At 66.1% G+C, this 24,340-nt stretch carries 21 protein-coding genes and 1 pseudogene; 14 read left to right on the top strand and 8 right to left on the bottom strand.

Annotation, left to right across the window (positions count from 1 at the left end):
• Positions 1–1,365: a hemolysin family protein gene (locus V6W80_RS22975; protein ID WP_051226129.1), complete on the bottom strand. Its 1,365-nt coding sequence runs from the start codon at positions 1,363–1,365 to the stop codon at positions 1–3.
• Between the two features lie 147 nt (positions 1,366–1,512).
• Entirely contained in the window at positions 1,513–2,280 is a 768-nt protein-coding gene (gene glcC / locus V6W80_RS22970; protein ID WP_064307733.1) for a transcriptional regulator GlcC, read from the bottom strand.
• Between the two features lie 206 nt (positions 2,281–2,486).
• Between glcC and glcD the strand changes: the two genes are divergently transcribed.
• The 8 genes from glcD (at position 2,487) to V6W80_RS22930 (ending at position 12,073) form a co-directional block, all read left to right on the top strand.
• Positions 2,487–3,986, top strand: coding sequence for a glycolate oxidase subunit GlcD (gene glcD, locus V6W80_RS22965; RefSeq protein ID WP_338545450.1), 1,500 nt, complete (start codon positions 2,487–2,489; stop codon positions 3,984–3,986).
• Complete coding sequence (gene glcE / locus V6W80_RS22960; RefSeq protein ID WP_338545449.1) at positions 3,986–5,032, top strand: glycolate oxidase subunit GlcE; 1,047 nt, start codon at positions 3,986–3,988, stop codon at positions 5,030–5,032. The genes glcD and glcE overlap by 1 nt, the downstream gene beginning before the upstream one ends.
• An 11-nt stretch (positions 5,033–5,043) precedes the next feature.
• Positions 5,044–6,276, top strand: a complete 1,233-nt coding sequence (gene glcF / locus V6W80_RS22955; protein WP_338545448.1) for a glycolate oxidase subunit GlcF — start codon at positions 5,044–5,046, stop codon at positions 6,274–6,276.
• A 14-nt stretch (positions 6,277–6,290) separates the two neighbouring features.
• A complete protein-coding gene (locus V6W80_RS22950; RefSeq protein ID WP_017639294.1) occupies positions 6,291–6,695 on the top strand; it encodes a heme-binding protein in 405 nt (134 codons plus the stop codon).
• A 173-nt stretch (positions 6,696–6,868) separates the two neighbouring features.
• Positions 6,869–9,043, top strand: a complete 2,175-nt coding sequence (locus tag V6W80_RS22945; RefSeq protein WP_338545447.1) for a malate synthase G — start codon at positions 6,869–6,871, stop codon at positions 9,041–9,043.
• A gap of 154 nt (positions 9,044–9,197) precedes the next feature.
• Entirely contained in the window at positions 9,198–9,470 is a 273-nt protein-coding gene (rpoZ, locus tag V6W80_RS22940) for a DNA-directed RNA polymerase subunit omega (protein WP_017639297.1), read from the top strand.
• A gap of 3 nt (positions 9,471–9,473) precedes the next feature.
• Entirely contained in the window at positions 9,474–11,633 is a 2,160-nt protein-coding gene (spoT, locus tag V6W80_RS22935; protein ID WP_017639298.1) for a bifunctional GTP diphosphokinase/guanosine-3',5'-bis pyrophosphate 3'-pyrophosphohydrolase, read from the top strand.
• 59 nt (positions 11,634–11,692) lie between these two features.
• On the top strand, positions 11,693–12,073 hold the full coding sequence (locus V6W80_RS22930; RefSeq protein WP_064307739.1) for a RidA family protein: 381 nt from the start codon (positions 11,693–11,695) through the stop codon (positions 12,071–12,073).
• Between the two features lie 291 nt (positions 12,074–12,364).
• Here V6W80_RS22930 and katE read toward each other — a convergent pair whose 3' ends face one another.
• Positions 12,365–14,494 carry a catalase HPII gene (gene katE, locus V6W80_RS22925; protein ID WP_338545446.1) on the bottom strand — a complete coding sequence of 710 codons (2,130 nt, stop codon included), beginning with the start codon at positions 14,492–14,494 and terminating at the stop codon, positions 12,365–12,367.
• Positions 14,495–14,779: 285 nt separating this feature from the next.
• Between katE and V6W80_RS22920 the strand changes: the two genes are divergently transcribed.
• The 4 genes from V6W80_RS22920 to V6W80_RS22905 all read left to right on the top strand — a co-directional run bounded on the left by V6W80_RS22920 (position 14,780) and on the right by V6W80_RS22905 (position 18,133).
• Positions 14,780–15,787: a methionine ABC transporter ATP-binding protein gene (locus tag V6W80_RS22920; RefSeq protein ID WP_338545445.1), complete on the top strand. Its 1,008-nt coding sequence runs from the start codon at positions 14,780–14,782 to the stop codon at positions 15,785–15,787.
• The gene (locus tag V6W80_RS22915) at positions 15,787–16,452 is read left to right on the top strand and encodes a methionine ABC transporter permease (RefSeq protein WP_017639302.1); all 666 of its coding nucleotides are present in this window, start codon (positions 15,787–15,789) and stop codon (positions 16,450–16,452) included. The genes V6W80_RS22920 and V6W80_RS22915 overlap by 1 nt, the downstream gene beginning before the upstream one ends.
• Before the next feature lie 51 nt (positions 16,453–16,503).
• On the top strand, positions 16,504–17,286 hold the full coding sequence (locus V6W80_RS22910; RefSeq protein ID WP_430707827.1) for a MetQ/NlpA family ABC transporter substrate-binding protein: 783 nt from the start codon (positions 16,504–16,506) through the stop codon (positions 17,284–17,286).
• Positions 17,287–17,356: 70 nt separating this feature from the next.
• Entirely contained in the window at positions 17,357–18,133 is a 777-nt protein-coding gene (locus tag V6W80_RS22905; protein ID WP_160922077.1) for a MetQ/NlpA family ABC transporter substrate-binding protein, read from the top strand.
• A 54-nt stretch (positions 18,134–18,187) separates the two neighbouring features.
• Here V6W80_RS22905 and V6W80_RS22900 read toward each other — a convergent pair whose 3' ends face one another.
• Positions 18,188–19,336 (bottom strand): MFS transporter, encoded by a 1,149-nt coding sequence (locus V6W80_RS22900; protein WP_338547496.1) that lies wholly within the window; start codon positions 19,334–19,336, stop codon positions 18,188–18,190.
• A 174-nt stretch (positions 19,337–19,510) separates the two neighbouring features.
• On the opposite strand from V6W80_RS22900, the gene V6W80_RS22895 reads away from it, so the two are divergent.
• Positions 19,511–19,678, top strand: a complete 168-nt coding sequence (locus V6W80_RS22895) for a rubredoxin (protein ID WP_007161456.1) — start codon at positions 19,511–19,513, stop codon at positions 19,676–19,678.
• Positions 19,679–19,766: 88 nt separating this feature from the next.
• Here the strand turns inward: V6W80_RS22895 and V6W80_RS22890 are convergent, their stop codons facing one another.
• From V6W80_RS22890 to V6W80_RS22875, 4 genes are all read right to left on the bottom strand, one after another.
• Complete coding sequence (locus V6W80_RS22890; RefSeq protein ID WP_017639309.1) at positions 19,767–20,042, bottom strand: HU family DNA-binding protein; 276 nt, start codon at positions 20,040–20,042, stop codon at positions 19,767–19,769.
• Positions 20,043–20,465: 423 nt separating this feature from the next.
• Positions 20,466–22,013: a SulP family inorganic anion transporter gene (locus V6W80_RS22885; protein ID WP_338545443.1), complete on the bottom strand. Its 1,548-nt coding sequence runs from the start codon at positions 22,011–22,013 to the stop codon at positions 20,466–20,468.
• A gap of 209 nt (positions 22,014–22,222) precedes the next feature.
• The gene (locus tag V6W80_RS22880; RefSeq protein WP_017639311.1) at positions 22,223–22,930 is read right to left on the bottom strand and encodes a carbonic anhydrase; all 708 of its coding nucleotides are present in this window, start codon (positions 22,928–22,930) and stop codon (positions 22,223–22,225) included.
• Positions 22,931–23,194: 264 nt separating this feature from the next.
• A complete protein-coding gene (locus V6W80_RS22875) occupies positions 23,195–23,587 on the bottom strand; it encodes a hypothetical protein (protein ID WP_338545442.1) in 393 nt (130 codons plus the stop codon).
• 12 nt (positions 23,588–23,599) lie between these two features.
• On the opposite strand from V6W80_RS22875, the pseudogene V6W80_RS24200 reads away from it, so the two are divergent.
• Positions 23,600–24,322 (top strand): annotated as a pseudogene (locus tag V6W80_RS24200) (MCP four helix bundle domain-containing protein); the annotation flags it as partial.
• Between the last annotated feature and the right edge of the window lie 18 nt (positions 24,323–24,340).

The raw sequence follows: 24,340 nt of genomic DNA, 5'->3' as shown, positions 1-24,340 counted from the left end.
TCAGCGCTCCTCCGGCTGGCGCCGGCGGACGTCCTTGGGGTCCAGCTTGATGACCTTGGCCAGGACGATCTTGGGACCCTTCATCTTCTTGACGATGATGCGCAGGCCTTCGGCCTCCAGCACCGTCTCCTCTTCGGGAACGCGCTTGAGGCTGTCGTAGATCAGGCCGGCCAGGGTCTCGGCCTCGACGTGGTCCAGGTCGATGCCCAGCAGGCGCTCGACCTTGAACAGCGGGGTGTCGCCACGCACCAGCAACTTGCCCGGCTGATAGGCGACCACGCCGCGTTCGGTCTTGCGGTGTTCGTCCTGGATGTCGCCCACCAGCACCTCGAGCACGTCTTCCATGGTCAGGAAGCCGATGACCTTGTGGTCGGCTTCCTCCACCAGCACGAAGTGCGCGCCGCCGCGGCGGAATTGCTCCAGCAGGTCGGACAGCGGCATGTGCTTGGTCACCCGCTCCAGCGGATGCACCAGGTCGTCGAGGTCGAAGGAGGCGGCTTCGCTGTCCAGGCCGGCGATGGCCAGGAGCAGGTCCTTGATGTGCAGCACCCCGGTAAAGGTCTGGCTGTCCTCGTCATAGACCGGGTAGCGACTGTACTTGGAGCGGCGGATCTGGGTGAGGATCTCCTCCAGGCTGGCCTTGCTGTCCAGGTAGATGAGGTCTTCGCGGGAATTGGCCCAGTCCACCACCTCCAGCTCGCCCAGCTCCACGGCCGAGGCCAGCACCCGGGCGTCCGGGTCGGTGGCGCGGTTGGAGTGCAGGATCAGCTTGAGTTCGTCGCGGCTGTAGTGGTGTTCGTGGTGCGCGCCCGGCTCGCCCTGGCCGGCGATGCGCAGGATGCCGTTGGCACTGGCGTTGAGCAGCCAGATGGCCGGGTACATCAGCCAGTAGAAGAGGTACAGCGGCACCGCCGTCCACAGCGACAGCAGATCGGGCTTGCGGATCGCCCAGGACTTGGGCGCCAACTCGCCGACCACGATGTGCAGGTAGGAGATGATGAAGAAGGCCGAGAAGAAGGCGACGCCGTGGATCACCTCGGGGCTGCGGACGCCGGCGGCGCCGAGCAGGGGTTCGAGCAATTCGGCGAAGGCCGGCTCGCCGACCCAGCCCAGGCCCAGGGAGGCCAGGGTGATGCCGAGCTGGCAGGCGGAAAGGTAGGCGTCGAGCTGGTTATGCACCTTCTTGAGGATGCGCCCGCGCCAGCCGTGCTTCTTGGCGATGGCCTCCACACGGGTGGCGCGCAGCTTGACCATGGCGAACTCGGCGGCGACGAAGAAGCCGTTGAGCAGCACGAGGAAGAAGGCGAAGAACACGAGGCCGAGATCGGCGAACAACGTCGAGGCGAGACTGGTGGAAGGGTCCATTAGGGCCGGGAGCTGGAAAAAGGTCGGCTAAGCATGGGGGCGGGGCAGGGCAGTTGCAAGATGTTACGCCTGCCGAGGGGACGGGGGCGTGCGGCGGGCTGACGGACAGCGGCTCTGGCACTGACCTTTGCCGGCGGGACCTTTTATCTAGGTCCAGCCTTCCAGACGCATGGTCGCCCGCACCAGCCGCTGCTCTTCCTGCTCGATCTCGCGCAGGCTGTCCCTCACGCTGTGGATATGCTCGCGGGCGGCGGCGTGGGCCTCGTCGGGCAGGCGTCCACTCACCGCGGCATAGAGGCGGGCGTGCTGGGCATCGATCTCGCGGCGTTGCGGCGGGCGATGGTAGAGATTGGCGATGCAGGCGAACACCGAGCCCAGCAGCAACTCGTTGAGCGACTGCAGGGTGTGCACCAGCACCGGATTGTGCGAGGCCTCGCTGATCGCCAGATGGAAGGCGTGGTCGAGGCGGGCATGGGTTTCTGCCGGCAGGCTGGCCGGATCCTGGCAGGCGGCGCAGAGCTCCTCGTAGCGCCGCCCGATCAGTACCAGGTCGGCGGTGGTGGCGCGCAGCGCGGCCAGGCGCGCGGCTTCGCCCTCCAACAGGGCGCGTACCTCCAGCAGATCGTAGAGGGTACGCGGCTGGCTGCTGAACAGGTGCAGCAGGGGATTCTCCGCCGCCGGCGCCGCCAGGCGGGCGACGAAGCTGCCCTGGCCGTGGCGCGTTTCTATGATGCCGCGGGCGCGCAGCAGGCCCAGGCCCTCGCGCAGGGCGGTCCGGGAGACGCCGAGTTTGTCGCACAGGCGCCGCTCGGACGGCAGCGGCTGGCCGACCTTGAGCACCCCGTCCACCACCAGACGTTCGATCTGCTGACTGACGTTCTCGGCGACGGGAAGGCGGGGGGCGGGTGCAGACATGGGGTTCCTGCTGGTATGACCACGAGATTCAGCCCTAGTGAGCCACCGGCCGGATTCGCCGTCAAGCAGGCTGAAAGCGGGTAATCCTTTGGTCGAAGAGTATGAACAAACTGGTATGACCAGTGGTTTAGGCGATGGACTCGCCGTCAAGTCTCGGGGTACAACGAAGCCTCTCCAGCCAGAACAACAACAACGGCGGTTACCCGATGAGCCTGGTCTACGACGAACGTCTCGACGGCGCCTTGCCCCGCCCGGACAAGGCACAACTGCTGCAGCGGCTGCGTGCCGAACTGCCCGAGCACTGCCTGCTGCACGACAGGGAAGACCTCAAACCCTACGAATGCGATGGTCTCGCGGCCTATCGCACCACCCCCTTGCTGGTGGTGCTGCCAGAAACGGTAGAGCAGGTGCAGGCGACCCTGCGCCTCTGCCATGAGCTGAACGTGCCCCTGGTGGCACGCGGTGCCGGCACCGGTCTCTCCGGTGGCGCCCTGCCACTGGAGCAGGGCGTGCTGCTGGTGATGGCGCGCTTCAATCGCATCCTCGACGTGGACCCCGATGGCCGCCGTGCCCGGGTCCAGCCCGGGGTGCGCAACCTGGCCATCTCCCAGGCCGCGGCGCCCCACGACCTCTACTACGCCCCCGATCCCTCGTCGCAGATCGCCTGTTCCATCGGTGGCAACGTGGCCGAGAACGCCGGCGGCGTGCACTGCCTGAAATACGGCCTGACCGTGCACAACGTGCTGGCGGTGGAGATCGTCACCCTGGAGGGCGAGCGCCTGACCCTGGGCAGCGCCGCCCTGGACAGTCCCGGCTTCGACCTGCTGGCGCTGTTCACCGGCTCCGAGGGCCTGCTCGGCGTCGTGGTGGAGGTGACCGTCAAGCTCTTGCCCAAGCCGCCCTGTGCCCGGGTGGTGATGGCCAGCTTCGCCGACATCGAGCGTGCCGGCGCCGCGGTGGCCGACATCATCGCCGCCGGCATCATCCCCGGTGGCCTGGAGATGATGGACAACCTGACCCTGAGAGCCGCCGAGGACTTCATCCACGCCGGCTACCCGGTGGACGCCGCGGCCATCCTGCTCTGCGAGCTGGACGGGGTGGAAGCCGACGTGGCCGCCGACATCGAGCGCGTCAGCAGCCTGCTGGCGGCCGCCGGTGCCACCGAGATCCGCCTGGCCCGCGACGAGGCCGAGCGGCAGAAATTCTGGGCCGGGCGCAAGAATGCCTTTCCCGCGGTGGGGCGGCTATCGCCCGACTACTACTGCATGGACGGCACCATCCCGCGCCGCGCCCTGCCCGAGGTCCTGCGCGGCATCGAGGCGCTGTCCGCGGAATACGGCCTGGCGGTGGGCAATGTCTTCCATGCCGGCGACGGCAACCTGCATCCGCTGATCCTCTTCGATGCCAACCGGCCCGGCGAACTGGAGCAGGCCGAGGCCCTGGGCGGGCGCATCCTCGACCTCTGCGTGGCGGTGGGCGGCACCATCACCGGCGAACACGGGGTGGGTCGCGAGAAGATCAACGCCATGTGCACCCAGTTCCAGCCGGGCGAGCTGACCTTCTTCCATGCGGTGAAGGCGGCCTTCGACGCCCCCGGGCTGCTCAATCCCGGCAAGAACGTGCCGACCCTGCACCGCTGCGCCGAATTCGGTGGCCTGCACGTGCATCACGGCCAGTTGCCCCACCCCGAACTGGAGCGTTTCTGATGGACAGCCTGGAACTGCTCCTCGATCAGGTCCGCGAGGCCCTGGTCCGTCGCCAGCCGCTGCGCATCCATGGCGGCGATACCAAGGCTCATCTGGGTCGCCCGGTGGACGGCGAGCCGCTGGACGTCAGCGGCCATCGCGGCCTGGTGCACTACGACCCCACCGAGCTGGTGGCCACGGTCCGTACCGGCACGCCGCTGGCCGAACTCAATGCCGCCCTGGCCGAGCAGGGGCAGATGCTGCCCTGCGAGCCGCCGCGGCTGGGGGAGGGCGCCACGGTCGGCGGCACCCTGGCCTGCGGCCTCTCCGGTCCGCGCCGGCCCTGGGCCGGCAGCCTGAGGGACTTCGTCCTGGGCACGCGGTTGATCACCGGCACTGGCGAACACCTGAGATTCGGCGGCGAGGTGATGAAGAACGTTGCCGGTTACGACGTCTCCCGCCTGCTGGCCGGCAGCCAGGGGTGTTTGGGAGTGGTCACCGAGGTGTCCTTCAAGGTCCTGCCCAGGCCGCGCTGCACCCAGAGCCTGAGTCTGGAACTGGATGCCGAACGCGCCCTGCAGCGCCTCGCCGTCTGGGGCCGCGAAGCCCTGCCGATCTCGGCGGCCTGTCATGACGGCCAGCGGCTGCAGCTGCGCCTGGAGGGCGGCGAGGGCTCGGTGCGCTCGGCCGTCGATCGCCTGGGCGGTGAAGCCCTGGGCGAGGCCTTCTGGGACGAGCTCAACGAACAGCGGCTGGCCTTCTTCGACGACCCCAGGCCGCTGTGGCGGCTGTCGGTACCGGTCAATACGCCATTGCTGGAGCTGCCCGGCAGCCTCTTGCTGGACTGGGGCGGTGCCCAGTACTGGCTCAAGAGCGATGCCCCGACCACGGTCCTGCGCGAGATCGCCGAGCGTGCCGGTGGCCATGCGCTGTGCTACACGCCGGACGCCGAGCGCGAGGCCCAGCATCCGCTGCCGGCCGCGCTGCTGGACTACCACCGCCGCCTCAAGGCCCGCCTGGACCCCCAGGGGATCTTCAATCCGGGTCGGCTGTACGCCGGGCTCTAAGGGAGCGACCTATGCAAACCAATCTGAGTCCCGCCGCCCGCGAATTGCCCCGCGCCGCCGATGCCGAGCGGGTGCTGCGCAGCTGCGTGCACTGCGGCTTCTGCAACGCCACCTGCCCGACCTACCAGCTGCTCGGCGACGAGCTGGACGGGCCCCGCGGGCGCATCTACCTGATCAAGGGCATGCTCGAAGGCGGCGAGGTCAGCGAGAAGACCCGCGAGCATCTCGACCGCTGCCTGACCTGCCGCAACTGCGAGACCACCTGTCCCTCGGGCGTCTCCTATCACGAATTGCTCGACATCGGCCGCGCTGAGGTGGAGCGCCGGGTGCCGCGGCCCCTGGGGCAGCGCCTGCTGCGCGCCGGCCTGCGCCAGGTGCTGCCGCAGCCGCGGCTGTTCGGCGCCCTGCTGAAAGGCGGCCAGACCCTCAAGCCGCTGTTGCCGGCCAGCGTCCAGGCCAAGCTGCCGGCGCGTATCGCCGCCCCGGGCGTGCGGCCGGCACCTCGGCATGCCCGGCGCATGCTGATCCTCGAAGGCTGCGTGCAGCCAGGACTGTCGCCCAATACCAATGCCGCCACCGCGCGGGTGCTGGATCGCCTCGGCATCAGCCTGGACGCCGCGCCCCGCGCCGGGTGCTGCGGCGCGGTGGACTATCACCTCAATGCCCAGGAAGCCGGCCTCGATCGCGCCCGGCGCAATATCGACGCCTGGTGGCCGGCCTTGCAGGGCGGCGCCGAGGCCATCATCCAGACCGCCAGCGGCTGCGGCGCCTTCGTCAAGGAATACGCCAGTCTGCTGAAAGACGACCCAGCCTATGCCGCCAAGGCCCGCGAGGTCTCGGCGCGTACCCGCGATCTGGTGGAGGTGCTGCGCGAGCTGCCGCTGGAAGAGCTGCGGCTGAAGGACACGCCGCGGCTGGCCTTCCACTGCCCCTGCACCCTGCAGCACGCCCAGCGCCTCGGCGGCGCCGTGGAAGGCGTCCTGCAACGCCTCGGCTTTCCGCTGGCGCCGGTGCCGGACGGTCACCTCTGCTGCGGTTCGGCCGGCACCTATTCGCTGACCCAGCCGGACTTGTCGCGGCGGCTGCGTGACGCCAAGCTCGATGCCCTGGAAAGTGGTCACCCCGAGGTGATCGCCACCGCCAACATCGGTTGCCAGAGCCATCTCGACGGCGCTGGGAGAACTCCCGTGCGCCACTGGATCGAAATCCTCGACGCGGCCCTGGCCGCTCCGACCCATCCCTGAACCCTGGAGGCCCCATGAAGACCAAAGCCGTGCTCACCCTTGCCGAGATCGACACCCTGCTGGCCGCCGGGCGCGCCGAAGCCGAACGCCAGGGCTGGGCCGTGTGCATCGCCGTGGCCGACGACGGCGGCCATCCGCTGGCGCTGTTGCGCCTCGACGGCGCCGCGCCCAACAGCGCCTACATCGCCCCGGAAAAGGCCCGCAGCGCCGCCCTGGCGCGCAAGGAGTCCAAGGTGCTGGAGGAGATGATCAACAACGGACGCACCGCCTTTCTCAGCGCGCCGCTGATGCAGGGCATGCTCGAAGGCGGGGTGCCCATCCTGGTGGACGGCCAGGTGGTGGGCGCGGTCGGCGTCTCCGGCGTCAAGGCCCCGGAAGATGCGCAGGTCGCCAAAGCCGCCATCGCCGCCCTCGGCTGATCGCCTGCCCACGATCTGCTGCGCGTCGGCCAGGCTGTGTTGAAAACCGCCTCGGAATGCTCATTTACCTTTCGTAAACTCCGCTTCCTCGGCTGTTTTCGCCTTGCCTGGCTCTAGCTCGCGAGATCGTGGACAGGCTTCCATTTAATTTTCATGTCTCAAGGAAAGCCATCATGACCGACCGCACTACCCTGGGCCGCCTGCAGGTGGCCACCGAACTGCAGCGTTTCATCGACGAGGAAGTGCTGCCCGGCACCGGCCTCGACACCGCCGCCTTCTGGTCGGGCGTGGACAAGCTGGTGCACGAGCTGGCACCGCGCAATCGGGAACTGCTGGCCGAGCGTGATCGCCTGCAGGTGGAGCTGGACAACTGGCACAGCGCCCATCCCGGTCCGGTCACCGATCTGCCCGCCTACCAGGCCTTCCTCGAAGGCATCGGCTATCTGCAACCGGTCCCCGGTCAGGTGCAGGCCTCGACGGCCGGCGTCGACCGCGAGATCGCCGAGCAGGCCGGTCCGCAGCTGGTGGTGCCGGTGCTCAACGCCCGCTACGCCCTGAACGCCGCCAACGCGCGCTGGGGTTCGCTGTACGACGCCCTCTATGGCACCGACGCCTTGCCAGAGAGCGACGGCGCCGAGCGCGGCAAGGGCTACAACCCCACCCGCGGTGCCAAGGTAGTGGCCTTCGCCCGTCAGGTGCTGGATGGCGTGGCGCCCCTGGCCAGTGGCTCGCACAGGGACGCCACCGCCTACCGCATCCAGGACGGTCGCCTGGTGGTGGACCTCAAGAGCGGCACCAGCGAACTGGCCGATCCGGCCGCTTTCGTCGGCTACCAGGGCGATGCCGCCGCGCCGTCCGCGGTGCTCTTGCGCCACAACGGCCTGCACCTGGAGATCCAGATCGACCGCGCCAGCACCATCGGCAAGACCGACGCCGCCGGGGTCAAGGACCTGCTCATGGAAGCCGCGGTCAGTACCATCATGGACCTGGAAGACTCCATCGCCGCGGTGGACGCCGCCGACAAGGTGCTGGCCTATCGCAACTGGCTGGGCCTAATGAAGGGCGATCTGGCCGAAGAGGTCAGCAAGGGGGGCGAGACCTTTACCCGTCGCCTCAACCCCGATCGCGAGTATCAGGGCGCCGACGGCCAGCCGCTGAGCCTGCACGGGCGCTCGCTGCTGTTCATCCGCAACGTCGGCCACCTGATGACCAACCCGGCGGTGCTGCTGGAAGACGGTCGCGAGATCCCCGAAGGCATCCTCGATGCCCTGGTCACGGTGACCATCGCGATGCACGACCTCAAGCGCCAGGGCAACTCGCGCAGCGGCTCGGTGTACATCGTCAAACCCAAGATGCACGGTCCGGCCGAGGTGGCCTTCGCCGTGCAGCTGTTCGACCGCGTCGAGGCCTTGCTGGGGCTGCCGGCCAACACCGTCAAGCTGGGCATCATGGACGAGGAGCGCCGCACCAGCGTCAACCTCAAGGCCTGCATCGCCGCCGCCGCCGCGCGGGTCGCCTTCATCAACACCGGCTTCCTCGACCGCACCGGTGACGAGATGCACACCGCCATGCTGGCCGGGCCCATGCTGCGCAAGGGCGACATGAAGACCTCCAAGTGGATCACCGCCTACGAGCGCAACAACGTGCTGGTCGGCCTGGCCTGCGGCCTGCGCGGCAAGGCGCAGATCGGCAAGGGCATGTGGGCCATGCCCGACCTGATGGCGGCCATGCTGGAACAGAAGATCGGTCATCCCAAGGCCGGCGCCAACACCGCCTGGGTACCGTCGCCCACCGCCGCTGTCCTGCACGCCCTGCATTACCACCAGGTCAACGTCCAGCAGGTGCAGCAGGAACTGGAGCGCAGCGACGTCGACGCTGCCCGCGGCGAATTGCTCGCCGGGCTGCTCAGCGTACCGGTGGCCGAATCGCCCGACTGGTCCGCCGAAGCCATCCAGCAGGAGCTGGACAACAACTGCCAGGGCATCCTCGGCTACGTGGTGCGCTGGGTCGACCAGGGCGTGGGTTGCTCCAAGGTGCCCGACATCCATGACGTCGGCCTGATGGAAGACCGCGCCACCCTGCGCATCTCCAGCCAGCACATCGCCAACTGGCTGCACCACGGCGTGGTCAGCGCCGAACAGGTGGACGAGACGCTGCAGCGCATGGCCAAGGTGGTGGACGGCCAGAACGCCGGCGACGCGTTCTACGAACCCATGGCCGGCCACTTCGACAGCTCCTACGCCTATCGCGCCGCCCGCGACCTCATCTTCAAGGGCCGCGAACAGCCCAGCGGCTACACCGAGCCGCTGCTGCACGCCTGGCGGCTGAAGAAGAAAGCCGGCGCCTGATGCGGCTAGGGCTCCCGTCCGGCGCGGGTGGGAGCCGCTTCTGCAGGGAGCGCTGCCGGTGGTCCTCCGACCACCGCCTCTTCCCTTGCCACTGGCGAATTTTTATACTACCGGGTCCCCCGTTCCCGGGATCATCATCGCCACGAGGAAGACCATGGCCCGCGTTACTGTCGAAGACTGCCTGGACAACGTAGACAACCGATTCGAGCTGGTCATGCTCGCCACCAAGCGCTCGCGCCAGCTGGCCACCGGCGGCAAGGAGCCCAAGGTACCGTGGGACAACGACAAGCCCACCGTCGTCGCCCTGCGCGAGATCGCCGAAGGCCTGGTCGACGAGGAAGTCATCCGTCTGGACGACATCGTCGAGGAAGAGCCGCTGTTCGCCGCTTTCGAAGTCAACGACGAAGCGGACGGCGAGGCTCTCTAAGCCATGGCCGCCGAGCCTGCCTATGGTGACGTCCGCCCGACCGGCATCGATTTGCTGGCCGAGCGTCTGGCGGACTACCTGACCCCCGACCAGGTCAATCTGGTCCGGCGGGCCTACTACTACGCCGAGCAGGCTCACGACGGGCAGCGCCGCCGCAGCGGCGAGCCCTATGTCACCCATCCGCTGGCCGTCGCCAACATCCTCGCCGACATGCACATGGACCATCAGAGCCTGATGGCGGCCATGCTGCACGACGTGATCGAGGACACCGGCATCGCCAAGGAAGCCCTCGCCGGCCAGTTCGGCGAGACGGTGGCGGAGCTGGTGGACGGGGTCAGCAAACTGACCCAGATGAAGTTCGAGACCAAGGCCGAGGCCCAGGCGGAGAACTTCCAGAAGATGACCATGGCGATGTCCAAGGACATCCGCGTCATCCTGGTCAAGCTGGCCGACCGGCTGCACAACATGCGCACCCTGGATGCCATGCCGCCGGACAAGAGCCGGCGCATCGCCAAGGAAACCCTGGAAATCTACGCGCCCATCGCCAACCGGCTGGGCATGCACGATTTCTACGTGGAATTCGAGGACCTCGGTTTTCGCGCCATGCACCCGATGCGTGCCGAACGCATCCAGCGGGCGGTCAAGACCGCGCGCGGCAATCGCCGCGAGATCCTCGGCAAGATCCAGGAATCCCTGGCCAACTGCCTGGCTCGCGACGGCCTGGACGGCGAGGTGGTCGGCCGTGAAAAGCACCTGCACAGCATCTACCAGAAGATGCGCGGCAAGCGGAAGTCGTTCAACGAGATCATGGACGTCTATGGCTTCCGCATCATCGTCGACAAGGTCGACACCTGCTATCGGGTGCTCGGCGCGGTGCACAATCTCTACAAGCCGTTCCCGGGGCGCTTCAAGGACTACATCGCCATCCCCAAGGCCAACGGCTACCAGTCCCTGCACACCACCCTGTTCGGCATGCACGGCGTGCCCATCGAGATCCAGATCCGCACTCGCGAGATGGAAGAGATGGCCAACAACGGCATCGCCGCCCATGGCCTGTACAAGGCCGGGGGTGACGAGCCGCGCGCCAGCCACCTGCGCGCGCGCCAGTGGGTGAAGGGCATCCTCGAGTTGCAGCAACGCGCGGGCAACTCCCTGGAATTCATCGAGAACGTGAAGATCGACCTCTTCCCCGACGAGGTCTACGTCTTCACCCCCAAGGGTCGCATCATGGAGCTGCCCAAGGGCTCCACGGCCGTGGACTTCGCCTATGCGGTGCACACCGACGTGGGCAACAGCTGCATCGCCTGCCGCATCAATCGTCGCCTGGCGCCGCTGTCGCAGCCGCTGGGCAGTGGCGAGACGGTGGAGATCGTCACCGCTCCCGGTGCCCGGCCCAATCCGGCCTGGCTCAACTTCGTGGTCACCGGCAAGGCGCGCACCAATATCCGCCATGCGCTCAAGCAGCAGCGTCGCTCCGAGTCCATCAGTCTCGGCGAGCGGCTGCTGAACAAGGCGCTGTCCGGCTTCGGCACCCAGCTGTCGAAGATCTCGCCGATGCGCATCCTCTCGGTGCTCGGCGAATACAAGGGCGTGGTGCTGGAAGACCTGCTCGAAGAGATCGGCCTGGGCAATCGCATGGCCTATGTGGTGGCGCGGCGCCTGGTATCCGGCAGCGAGCAGGAAGAGCCGCTGGAACCCCAGGCCAGTACCACGCCCCAGGGGCCGCTGGCCATCCGTGGCACCGAAGGCCTGGTGATCAGCTACGCCAAGTGCTGCACGCCGATTCCGGGCGACCCCATCGTCGGCCACCTCTCGGCAGGCAAGGGCATGGTGATCCACCTGGAAAACTGTAGGAACATCGCCGAATTCCGCCACAACAGCGAAAAATGCATCGTGCTTAACTGGGCCAAGGACGTCACTGGCGAATTCAGCGTCGAGTTGCGCGTCCAGCTGGAGCACCAGCGCGGCCTGATCGCCATGCTGGCCAACAACGTCACCGCCGCGGACGCCAACGTCGAGAAGATCGGCATGAATGAGCGCGACGGCCGAGTCAGCGTGGTTCAGCTGGTGGTCAGCGTGCGCGACCGTGTCCATCTGGCGCGGGTGATCAAGAAGCTGCGGACGCTCAAGGGCGTGGCTGGTATCACTCGGGTTCGTAGCTGAGGTTGCAGTGGGTCGCCACGGGCTTGCAGAATCGAGCCTTTCCCGCACAGGAGCGACCCATGAGCAAGCAAGTGATCCACACCGACAAGGCGCCTGCCGCCATTGGTACCTATTCCCAGGCGATCAAGGTCGGTGACACCGTCTATCTCTCCGGACAGATCCCGCTCAATCCCACCAGCATGGAACTGGTAGACGGCTTCGAGGCCCAGGTGGTCCAGGTGTTCGAGAACCTCAAGTCCGTGGCTGAGGCCGCCGGTGGTTCGCTGGCCGACATCGTCAAGCTGAACATCTTCCTGATCGACCTTTCGCACTTCGCCACCGTCAACGAGATCATGGGTCGCTACTTCCAGCAGCCGTATCCCGCCCGCGCCGCCATCGGCGTGGCCGCGTTGCCCAAGGGCTCCCAGGTGGAAATGGACGGGGTGTTGGTGCTGGGCTGATCCCGCGCAGGACCCGTAGATTGGGCTGAGCACAGCGAAGCCCAACAACGGAGCATGCTGTCAGCCCCGCCTTGTTGGGCTTCGACGATGGAGCCGTCTCAACCCAACCTACGAAGGTAGGGAGGCATTGCAGCCGTGCCGGTGCGCCGTAACGACCGCTCCTACAGCAGCATCAATCTTCTGTAGGAGCGGCCCATGGCCGCGATGGCCTAAACGGGCAACGATCGCGATAGCCCCAAAAGAAAAAAGCCGACCGTCTCGCGACGGTCGGCTTTTTCATGCCTGCCTGAATCAGGCCGGGATGGACTTGATCTTCGGCATCCGCGCCCAGCAACGGTGCTTGGCGATGGCGGCGAAGAAATCCTGCTGCACCGCCTTGAAGTCACCGCCGGTGAGCAGTGCCTCGTCGGGGCTCAGGTAGACCGCCTTGAGCAGCTGCTCGGCTTCGCCGGTGAGGGCGATGGCCTTGAGGTGCTTGTAGGCTTCCAGCAGGTAGTGCTTGATCACGCCGTCGTCGAGCATGGCCTTGACGCTCTCGGCGCCGCCCGGCACATAGACTGCGTCCAGGGCTACCGAAGGCATGCCCTCGGCCGAGCCGTCCACGGCCACTTCACTGCCATCGGCGGCCTTGACCGGGCCGGCGGTGGGGCCGAGCACCTTCACATGGGCGCCTTCGGCCTTGAGTGCCTGCTTGATGGCGTCCACTTCACTGGCGATGACGCCGTCACCCACCAGTACCGCCACCTTGAAGCCCTTGATGTTGCCGGACAGCAGGTTGAGCTGGCTCAGCGCCGGCGACTTGTCGATGGAGATCTGGCGCGGTTGCACGGTGGGTGCGGTGGGCGGCGTCACGCCGATCTTCTTGGCGACCTTCTGCGCCAGGTCCAGATCGATGTTGGCGAGGATCTCGTTGACCTGACGCTCACGGATCCACATGCGCTCGACCTTGCCCAGCTCGAAGCTGTAGGCATCGGCGACGTGGGCCTGCTCGGCTTCCGACAGGCTGTTGTAGAACAACGTGGCCTGGGAGAAGTGGTCGCCGAAGGACTCGCTGCGCTCGCGCACCTTGTAACCGTCGATGCGCTCGTAATAGCTCTCGAAGCCGCCATCCTGGGGTGCTGGCGGCGTTTCCTTGGGCCAGCCACCGTCGATGGAGTTGGGCTCGTAGGAGGCACGGCCCTTGTCGATGGTCATGCGGTACTTGGCGTCACGCTGGCCATTGTGGTTCGGCACCACCGGGCGGTTGACCGGCAGTTCATGGAAGTTCGGCCCACCGAGGCGGCTGATCTGAGTGTCGGTGTAGGAGAACAGCCGACCCTGCAGCAGGGGGTCATTGCTGAAGTCGATGCCGGGCACGATGTGGCCGGGGCAGAAGGCCACCTGCTCGGTTTCGGCGAAGTAGTTGTCCGGGTTGCGGTTGAGCACCAGCTTGCCCAGGGGCGTGATGGGTACCAGCTCCTCGGGAATGATCTTGGTGGCGTCGAGGATGTCCCAGTCGAACTTGTGCTCGTCTTCCTCGGGGATGATCTGCACGCCGAATTCCCACTCGGGATAGTCACCGGCCTCGATGGCTTCCCAGAGGTCGCGGCGGTGGGCATCGGTGTCCTTGCCCGCCAGCTTCTGGGCTTCGTCCCACACCAGGGAACGCACGCCACCGGCGGGTTTCAGGTGGATCTTGACGAAGACGCCCTTGCCGGCGGTATTGATCATGCGGAAGGTGTGGATGCCAAAGCCCTGCATGCTGCGCAGGTTCACCGGGATGGCACGGTCGGTCATGGTCCAGAGCACCATGTGCGCCGACTCGGGCACCAGGGAGACGAAGTCCCAGAAGGTGTCGTGGGCGCTGCCGCCCGTGGGGATCTCGTTGTGCGGCTCGGGCTTCACCGCATGGACGAAGTCGGGAAACTTGATGGCGTCCTGGATGAAGAAGACCGGCATGTTGTTGCCGACCATGTCCCAGTTGCCTTCCTCGGTGTAGAACTTGATGGCGAAGCCGCGCACGTCGCGCACGGTATCGCCCGAGCCACGCGGGCCCTGCACGGTGGAGAAGCGCACGAACACCGGGGTCTGGTGGTTGGGGTCGCGGAAGAGGGCGGCCTTGGTCAGGTCGGACCAGTCCTGGTAGGGCTGGAAGTAGCCATAGGCGCCGGTGCCGCGGGCATGGACGATGCGCTCCGGGATGCGCTCGTGGTCGAAGTGGGTGATCTTCTCCCGCATGATGAAGTCTTCGAGCAGGGAGGGTCCGCGGGTGCCGGCGCGCAGCGAATTCTGGTTGTCGGCGATCTTCACGCCGTGGTTGGTGCGCAGTGCCTGGCCGGTGGCATCGGAGCGGAACTGCTCCAGCTGCTCGAGTTTCTTCGAGGTGTTCTGGCGATCCAGGGTATCGGTACCAGCGAGTTCACTCTTGGGGGGCGTAGCCATGGAAAGTCCTCATCAGGCGCCTGTAGGGCGCTCTTTGCGTCCCCTACGGAATGTGGGGCGAATTCAGGCAGTCCTCTAGTGACTCGCGGTCCAGAGCCGGTGTTCCGTTTGGCTGATGCGAAGCGACGGGCTGTGCGCCTGGCGCTTGGTCATTGTCTGGGCTGGCCATATGCCTTTATTGGCGTAATACCCGACAACAAGTGCTAAGCAGATATAAGCGCGCACGTTAAACTGCGCGGCTGGATCACCATCCTGTTGTCTGACGTTACCCACAAGGTTTTTCCATTGATCGAATTCCACGCTGTCCACAAGACGTACCGCACGCGCGGTCGCGAGGTCGCGGCGCTCCAGCCGGTCGACCTGAGGATCGAAGCCGGCGAGATCTTCGGCCTGATCGGCCATTCGGGGGCTGGCAAGAGCACCCTGCTGCGCCTGATCAACCGCCTCGAAGCCCCCAGTGGCGGTCGCCTGCAGGTCGATGGCGCCGAGGTCACCACCCTGGGCGCGACCGAGCTGCGCGATTTCCGCCGCGGCATCGGCATGATCTTCCAGCACTTCAACCTGCTCTCGTCCAAGACCGTGGCGGCCAACGTGGCCATGCCGCTGGAACTAGCCGGCGGCCGTTCGCGGGCGCAGATCGCCCAGCGGGTCGAGGAGCTGCTGGCGCGGGTCGGGCTGTCCGACCAGGCGCGCAAGTACCCGGCGCAACTGTCCGGCGGCCAGAAGCAGCGCGTCGGCATCGCCCGCGCCCTGGCCACCGAGCCGAAGATCCTGCTCTGCGACGAGGCCACCAGCGCCCTCGATCCCCAGACCACCGCCCAGGTGCTGCAACTGCTGGCCGAGCTCAATCGCGAACTGGGCCTGACCATCGTGTTGATCACCCACGAGATGGACGTGATCCGCCGCGTCTGCGACCGCGTCGCCGTGCTCGACGGCGGCGCCGTGGTGGAGCAGGGCACCGTGGCCGATGTCTTCCTGCATCCGCAGCACCCCACCACCCGCCGCTTCGTGTTCGAAGCCGAGCATCAGGACGAGACCGAACTGGCCGACGCCTATGCCCATGTCGAAGGCCGCATCCTGCGGCTGACCTTCCGCGGCGAAGCCACCTATGCACCGCTGCTGGGCCACGTCGCCCGGGAGACCGGTGTGGACTACAGCATTCTCGGCGGGCGCATCGACCGCATCCGGGACGAGCCCTATGGCCAGCTCACCATCGCCCTGGTGGGCGGTGACCTGGACGCCGCCCTGGCTCGCTTCCAGGCCGCCGACGTCACCGTGGAGGTCCTGCGCTGATGGACGAACTCTTCAGCAACATCGACTGGGCCGAGATCTGGCAGGCGACCCAGGACACCCTGGCCATGCTCGGCTGGTCCATGCTCTTCACCCTGATCCTCGGCCTGCCGCTGGGCGTGCTGCTGTTTCTCACCAGCCGCCGCCAGTTGCTGGAGCAGCCGCTGGTCTACGGCATCCTCTCCTTCGTGGTCAATGTGCTGCGCTCGGTGCCCTTCATCATCCTGCTGATCCTGATGATCCCCATCACGGTCTGGCTGATCGGCACCTCGCTGGGCGTCGAGGGCGCCATCCCGCCGCTGGTGGTGGGCGCCGCGCCCTTCTTCGCCCGGCTGGTGGAAACCGCCCTGCGCGAGGTCGACCGCGGCATCATCGAGGCGACCCAGGCCATGGGCGCCAGTCTCTGGCAGATCGTCACCCGCACCCTGTTGCCCGAGGCCCTGCCCGGGCTGATCGCGGCCACCACCGTCACCGCCATCGCTCTGGTGTCCTACACCGCCATGGCCGGGGTGATCGGCGGCGGCGGCCTCGGCGATCTGGCCATTCGTTTCGGCTACCAGCGCTTCCAGACCGACGTCATGGTGGTCACGGTGCTCTTGCTGCTGGTGCTGGTCCAGGTACTGCAGATGGTCGGCGATCGGCTCGTCGCCCATTTCAGTCGTCGTTGATTCAGGCTTCATCCACTCGAAGGTTTTGCACAAGGAAAATCCCAGATGTCGCTGAAACGTACCCTGCTGTCCCTGGCCTTCGGCCTAGGTGTTGCCACCGCCGCCCAGGCCGCCGAGACCCTGACCGTCGCGGTCAATCCGGTTCCCCATGCGGAGATCCTGGAATTCATCAAGCCGCAGCTGGCCAAGGAAGGCGTGGACCTGAAGATCAAGGTCTTCACCGACTACATCCAGCCCGATCGCCAGACCGATCAGAAGCAGGTGGATGCCAACTACTTCCAGACCAAGCCCTATTACGCCAGCTACCAGAAGAGCAACCCGAGCAGCGACCAGGTGCCGGTGGTGGCGGTGCACGTCGAGCCCTTTGGTGCCTACTCGCAGAAGATCAAGGACATCAAGGAGCTCAAGGACGGCGCCACCGTGGCCATCCCCAACGATCCGAGCAACTCCGGTCGTGCGCTCCTGCTGATCGCCAAGCAGGGCCTGATCACCCTCAAGGATCCGAGCAACGTCACCGCCACCCCGCGTGACGTCGTCGAGAATCCCAAGCACCTGGAGTTCAAGGAGCTGGAAGCCGCGACCCTGCCGCGGGTGCTGAACCAGGTCGACCTGGCGCTGATCAACGCCAACTACGCCCTGGAAGCCAAGCTGGTGCCGACCAAGGACGCCCTCTTCATCGAGAGCGGCGAGTCGCCCTATGCCAACCTGCTCTATACCCGCGCCGACAAGGCCAATGACCCGGCCATCCAGAAGCTGGCCAAGGCCTTGACCACTCCCGAGGTGAAGCAATTCATCGAGAAGAAGTACCAGGGCGCCGTCGTGCCCGCGTTCTAAGAACCTCGCTCCAGCTGCCGCCGGCGCCCCCAGAGGCACCGGCGGTTCCACCCCGCCTTAGGAAACTGCCATGAAGAAACTGCTCGCCACCGCCGCCCTGCTGGCCGCCAGCCTGACCGCCCACGCCGCCGAGACCCTCAGCGTCGCCGCCACCCCGGTGCCTCACGCGGAGATCCTCGAATTCGTCAAACCCCAGCTGGCCAAGGAAGGGGTGGACCTGCAGATCAAGGTCTTCACCGACTATGTGCAGCCCAACCTGCAGGTGGCCCAGAAGCGTCTGGACGCCAATTTCTTCCAGCACCAGCCCTACCTGGATGAATTCAACAAGAGCCGTGGCACCGACCTGGTGACCGTCGCCCAGGTGCACGTCGAGCCTTTCGGCATCTACTCGCAGAAGATCAAGAAGCTCGACGAAGTCCGCGAAGGCGCCGTCGTGGCCATCCCCAGCGACGCCACCAACGGCGGTCGCGCCCTGCTGCTGCTGGAGAAGGCCGGGTTGATCACGCTCAAGGACAGCGCCAACATCCTCGCCACGCCCAAGGACATCGCCGAGAATCCCAAGAAGCTCAAGTTCAAGGAGCTGGAAGCCGCGACCCTGCCGCGCGTGCTGAATCAGGTCGACCTGGCGCTGATCAACACCAACTACGCCCTGGAAGCCAAGCTCAACCCGACCCAGGACGCCCTGCTGCTGGAAGGCAAGGAATCGCCCTACGCCAATATCCTGGTCGCCCGTCCGGACAACAAGGACAGCGACGCCGTGCAGAAGCTGGCCAAGGCGCTGAACACCCCGGCGGTGAAGCAGTTCATCGAAGAGAAGTACAAGGGTGCCGTGGTGCCCGCGTTCTGATCGTGGTTTGAAATGAAAAACGCCGGCCCAGTGCCGGCGTTTTTCATGGGCTGCTCAGGTCGCCTCGGTGACCGTCGCCGGTGCACTGCCTCGGCGCCCAACGATCACCAGCAATACCGCGGCGCCGGCCGCCATCAGCAGCGGCAGGGCATGGCCGGTGAGCCATTGGCTGGCGGCGCCGGTGACCAGCGGACCGACCAGGCAGCCGAGGCCCCAGAGTTGGGCGATGCAGGCATTGGCGCTGACCAGCTCGGCGTCACGGTAGCGCTCGCCCACCAGGATCAGTGCCAGGGTGAAGAGGCCGCCGGCGGTGGCGCCGAACAACACCAGCAGCGGCCAGACGCCCGGGGTGTGCAGCAGCAGTGGCAAGGCCAGGCTGACCGCCAGCAGCCCCAGGGTGCAGCCTAGGAACAGGCCCTGGCGCGAGAGGCGGTCGGCGAGCAGGCCCAGGGGCAGCTGCAGCAGAGCATCGCCCACCACCACGGCGCTGACCATGTACAGCGCCAGTTGCTGGCCGAAGCCCTGGTTGAGGGCATAGACCGGCAGCAGGGTAAGGATCATCGCCTCGAAGCAGGCGAACAGCGCTACCGCCCAGGCGATGGCCGGAGCGCCGCGGCAGAAGTCCAGCAGCGCCTGCCAGGCGGCGGTGTGGCCGCCGGCGGCTGGTGCGCCCTGGCGGCCGAGCAGCAGGGTGGCGCCACCGAGCATGAGCAGGGCGCCCAGCCAGAAGCCCTGGTCACCCTCGGTACCGAGCGCGCCCAGCAGCAGCGGACCGGCCAGTTGGCTCAGGGCGTAGCTGCTGCCGTAGAGGGCCACCAGGCGACCCCGCCAGCGATCGGTGATGACCTGGTTCATCCAGCTTTCGCCCAGCACGAAGACCAGGGTGAGGATGGCGCCGAGCGCCAGGCGCAGAAGCAGCCACAGGGGGTAGCTGGGCAGTAGCGACAGCAGAATCAGCGAGGCAGCACCCGTCACCAGGCATAGCTGCATCAGTCGTGGCGTGCCGACCCGTGAAGCGAGGCGCCCGGCCAGGCTGGCGCCGGTCAGGATGCCAATGGCCGGCGAGGCGGCCATGACACCGATGGCGAAGCTGCCATAGCCCCAGCCCTCCAGGCGCAGCGAGACCAGCGGCATCGACAGGCCGATGGCCAGGCCCACGCTGATGACACTGCCCAATACGGCGAAATAGATGGCCCAGGGCATGGGGGAGGGTGAGGAAGTCATGGGCTTAGCCTAGCTGATGAACGCGGACGACGGACAGTCGCCAAGAGCCGCTATAGAGCCACCGGCAGCGGCCTGGGTTCTGGCACGGTTGGCCTTTGCCAGGCTTTCGCGTAGCGTGCGCGCTACCTGAAGCCGGTTGAGAGATAACAGAACATGCGGAAATGGCAGTGCATCGTGTGCGGCTATATCTATGACGAAGCCCTGGGCTGGCCGGACGACGGCATCGCTCCCGGAACGCGCTGGGAAGATGTGCCCGAGGATTGGTTGTGCCCGGATTGCGGCGTGGGCAAGGGTGACTTCGAGATGATCGCCATCGGCTGATCGGCTCCGCGTGCGCCACGCGGACACAAAAAAGGCATCGCACGAGCGATGCCTTGTGGCTGCAGCGGCCATCCCTGCCGCCTCATCCTCAGCCTTCGATGCTGTCCTTCAGTGCCTTGCCCGGCTTGAACGCCACCGTGTTGCTCGCACGAATCTTGACCGGCTCGCCGGTCTGGGGATTCTTCCCCATGCGAGCACCGCGATGACGCGGCAGGAAGGTACCGAAGCCGACCAGCGTCACGCTGTCCTTGCGGTGCAGCGCATTCGCGATCTCGTCCAGCAGCGTGTTGAGCACGACGTTGGCTTGTTCCTTAGGAAGTCCGACTTTTTCTGCAATCACAGTCGCCAATTCAGGCTTGCGCATAGCTACCTCTCGTGGAGTCATTTTTAGCCGTGTGGGCGTCGCATGGCTTTCCTGGCAAAGCGATTACCCCCGGGATAGAGGGTGGCCCGACACAAAGATCGTTGGTGCGACAAAAGTCGAACCAGATAGCGTTATAAGGCAAAGCCGAGAAGAGCGAAAGTTAATTAGCAGACTATTAGCCGTTGGTAGGATGACTGACCCCGGCTTCGGCCTTTATCTGCTGATTTGCGCACTGTTTGTGGACAGATTGTCCACAATATGGCCAATGGCGAGGCCGTCCAGATTTTAGCGAGATGCTCTGGCAAGCCACTGTCGGGTCGAATGGAGCGTCTTGATGTCAAGGCGTCTTTGCATCATTTCGTTACCAAAACGGCCGGATGGCGGAGCGGCCAGAAGGCTCCGCCATCGCTAGCAAACTGGCGCCTAGGTCGACATCACCGTTTGCCCGGCGGGGGCCTGACCTTCCAGGCGCCGCTCCAGTGCCTTGGGCTCGATCACCAGGCGCATGCCATTGCTGGCCTGAGTGCGGCCCCAGTCTTCCAGCAGCTCCATGCAGGCGTGGTCGATATAGGAGACGCGTTCCAGGGGCACGTGCAGGGTGGTGCCCGGCTTGACCTGCTCCAGCACCTTGGTCAGCTGGGGCACGCGCAGGAAGGTTGCGGCGCCCACCAGGCGCAGGTCGGCCTGGTCCGGCTGGTCTTCGCGATAGGTCAGGCTGACCTTGAGCTGTGCCGCCTTGACCGCCAGGAAGGCGATCGACAGACCGAAGCCCACCAGCACCCCGGTCAGCAGATCGGTGGCGACGATCATCAGCGCGGTCAGGGCATAGATGGCCATGGGCGCGCGGCCATAGCGCTTGAGTCCGGTCAGCGACTTGGGATCGGCCAGCTTGACGCCGGTGAACACCAGTACGCCGGCCAGGCTCGCCACCGGTACCAGCTTGAGCACGAAGGGCAGGGCGGCGACGAAGGCCAGCAGCCAGAGGCCGTGGAAGATGGTGGAGGCGCGACTGGTGGCGCCGGCCTGAACATTGGCCGAGCTGCGCACGATGACGCCGGTCATGGGCAGCGCTCCGACGGCGCCGCAGAGCAGGTTACCGATGCCCTGGGCACCCAGTTCGCGGTCGAAGTGCGAGCGCGGCCCGTTGTGCATGCGGTCCACCGCGGCGGCCGAGAGCAGGGTCTCGGCACTGGCGATGAAGGCCAGGGCGAGGGCGGCTACCACCAGCTCGGCGTTGGCCAGCATGCCAAGATCGGCGAAGGTCACCCAGTCGATGGCATCGGCCAGATTGTTGGGCACTTCGACCCGGCGGATGTCCAGCGCCAGCCAAAGACTGGCCAGGGTCGCCAGGGTCACGCCGATCAGCGCGCCGGGCAGGAAGCGTAGCGGCTGTGGGCGGAATTTCTCCCACAGCCACATGCTGGCGATGGTCAGCAGGCCGATCAGCGCCGCCTGGGCGCCGCTGCCACTGCCGTTCCACTGGCCGGCCGCAGTGAGGGCGGCGCCCGGGAAGGCCAGCAGATTGGACAGGCCCGACGCCGCTGGTTTGGCGTCCAGCATGACGTGCAGCTGCGAGAGCACGATGAGGATGCCGATACCCGCGAGCATGCCGTAGACCACCGCTGGCGAGGTGACGCGGAACCAGGCACCCAGCCGGGTAAGACCGGCGACGAGCTGCATGAGACCGGCCAGTAGCAGTACCGGGCCCAGGGCCTCGAGGCCGTGCCGGTTGATCAGGTCGAACACCAGCACCACCAGGCCGGCGGCCGGACCACTGACCTGCAGCGGCGAGCCGGCGAGAAAGCCGACCACCAGGCCACCGATGATGCCGGTGATGATGCCCTTGGCCGGTGGCATGCCGGAGGCGATGGCGATCCCCATGCACAGCGGCAGGGCGACCAGAAACACTACGAGTGAGGCCAGGGCGTCGCGCGACAGGTTGCGCCCCGGGGTCTGTTGATTGCCAAGCATGGTCCTGGTCCTCCAGCGACTAGGAAAAAGGTGCCTGCGCGTCATATCACGTCATATGACACGGTGCGGGATTTAGGCGGCTAGCGGAAAGGGTGGGCGATCCCGATGGAGCCCCAGGTGGGATCGTCCGGCGCGGTGCGCTGTTATAGGGACGGGTCCAGGGACCCGTCTCCGGGCGGCCAGCCGGCGAACCGGATGACCGCGGTGGATCAGGCCTGCTGCAGGCGCGGACGCGGGGTGGCGACTGGCATGTTTTCGCCATCCAGGGGCAGGAAGCGTTCCTGCTGGGCGTCGTAGGCCTTGATCTCGCTGGTCTCGATGGAATAGACCCAGCCGTGGATCTGCAGCTGACCACTGGCCAGACGCGAAGCCACCGAGGGGTGGGTGCGCAGGTGTACCAGCTGGGCCACTACGTTTTCCTCGGTCAGGAAACCCAGGGTGCCGCCGTGGCCGCAGTCGCAATGGCTATGGTCTTCGACCACGGTACGGGCGACCTCGGCATGGCGCAGCCAGACCTTTACCGTCGGCATCTTTTCCAGCGGATCGGGATTGAGTACGGCTTTCATGGCGCCGCAGTCGGAGTGGCCGCAGATGATGATGTGCTTCACGCCCAGGGCCACGACCGCGTATTCGATGGCGGTGGAGACGCCGCCGTTCATCTGGCCGTAGGGGGGGACCACGTTGCCGACGTTACGGGTCACGAACAGATCGCCTGGCGAACTCTGGGTGATCAGTTCCGGGACGATGCGCGAGTCGGCGCAGGTGATGAACATGGCCTTGGGCGACTGTGCACTGGCGAGTTTCTTGAACAGCGCTTCCTGTTCGGGAAAGACATCCTGGCGGAAACGCTTGAAACCATCGACCAGCTGCAGGAGGGCCTCGTCGGGTGCGCCGAAGGTATCCGTGTTGTCGCTCATCTGTTTCTGACCTCTCTCAAGTACGCAATGGCAGCGGCAAGCGCTGGTTAGTGGCTAGACGCCCCCTGGCATCGCTTCGATACGCCCCGGCCATCTCGGGCTCTGGTGGCTTCATTTTCCGGCAATCCATCGCATAGTCGGGCGGTGTCCTGGCACCCGGTGTCGCATCTTGGTGAACACAACCTTAATCCACGCTGAAACAATAGCTCGTGACCGACAACGCAGAAGATATTTCAAACTAATACTGAGATCATCCCGCCATTATCACGACACGATCAGTGCATTTAGCCCTTTTATCGACACGAACCCCGCATTTCGCCGCCGGATCACGCTTTTCCCCGTGAAGAAAATGTAAATCGCGATAGCCGAACAGATTTCCTTGATGATCAGTGGCTTGCGAGAGATGTGCAAAAATGTGAACACAATGCCGCTGGCGGAGATTGCTCGCCTTTCGCCCGCTTTGCATCCAGCCTGTGATCTGCGGCACAGTGCCGCAGCCCAGACCTTTCGCCAGCCTTTCAATAGCTCCAATGCCCTATAGGACAAGGGTTTGGCGGCTTTGCTCGACGCGTGCTCCTGCAGGCCGTCCGGATCCAGGCCGATGATTGCCCTCAGGATCTGCCGCCAGCGGTCGATAGGGGAGCTTTCCAGGCTCAACGGAAACTCTCCATGTCCTTTCGCAACCTCTCCATCGCGCGGCGCGCCACGCTCGGTTTCGCCTTTATCGGTCTGCTCCTGCTACTGCTCGGCGGCACCGCCCTGGTCAAGATGAACGATATCCGCGCCTCGGGCCTGGCCATCGAAGAACGCGCCATGCCGCGCGTGGCCGCCCTCGACGAGCTGACCGCCCTGACCCTGCGCCTGCGGGTGCTCTCCTATCGTCTGCTGCTCAATCGCGAGCCGGAAATCATCGCCAAGACCCAGGCCTTGTTCCAGCAGCGCAACGGCCAGATGCGCGCCGCCCAGCAGCGCTACGAGGCCTTGATCCAGTCCGCCGAAGAACGCACCGCCTACGGTCGCTACGGCCAGTTGATCGCCCAGTACGACGGTCTGCAGCAGCGCATGCTGGCGTTTTCCGCCGCCGATCAGCTGGAGCCCCTGCGCCGGCTGCTCAACGAAGACCTGCTGGCCAACTCCGATGCGGTCAACGGGGTGCTCAGGCAACTCACCGATCTGGTCGACCAGCAGACCGCCGCCGCCAACGCCCAGTCCGCCACCGACTACAGTCGCGCCATCCAGTGGCTGGTGGTGCTGCTGGCTGCCACCGCGGGGTTGACCGTGGTCTTCGCCTGGCTGCTGATCCGCAGCATCACCCAGCCCATCGCCCGGGCCGTGCGGGCGGCCGAGGTGATCGCCACCGGCGACCTCAGCGAAGAGATCCACAGCGAAGGCCGCGACGAGGCCGCGCGC

Source organism: Pseudomonas benzopyrenica, assembly GCF_036884265.1.
GTDB classification, from domain to species: Bacteria; Pseudomonadota; Gammaproteobacteria; order Pseudomonadales; family Pseudomonadaceae; genus Chryseomonas; species Chryseomonas benzopyrenica.
The sequence above is the reverse complement of the archived record's forward strand: the minus strand, read 5'-3'. Positions and strand labels throughout refer to the sequence as shown.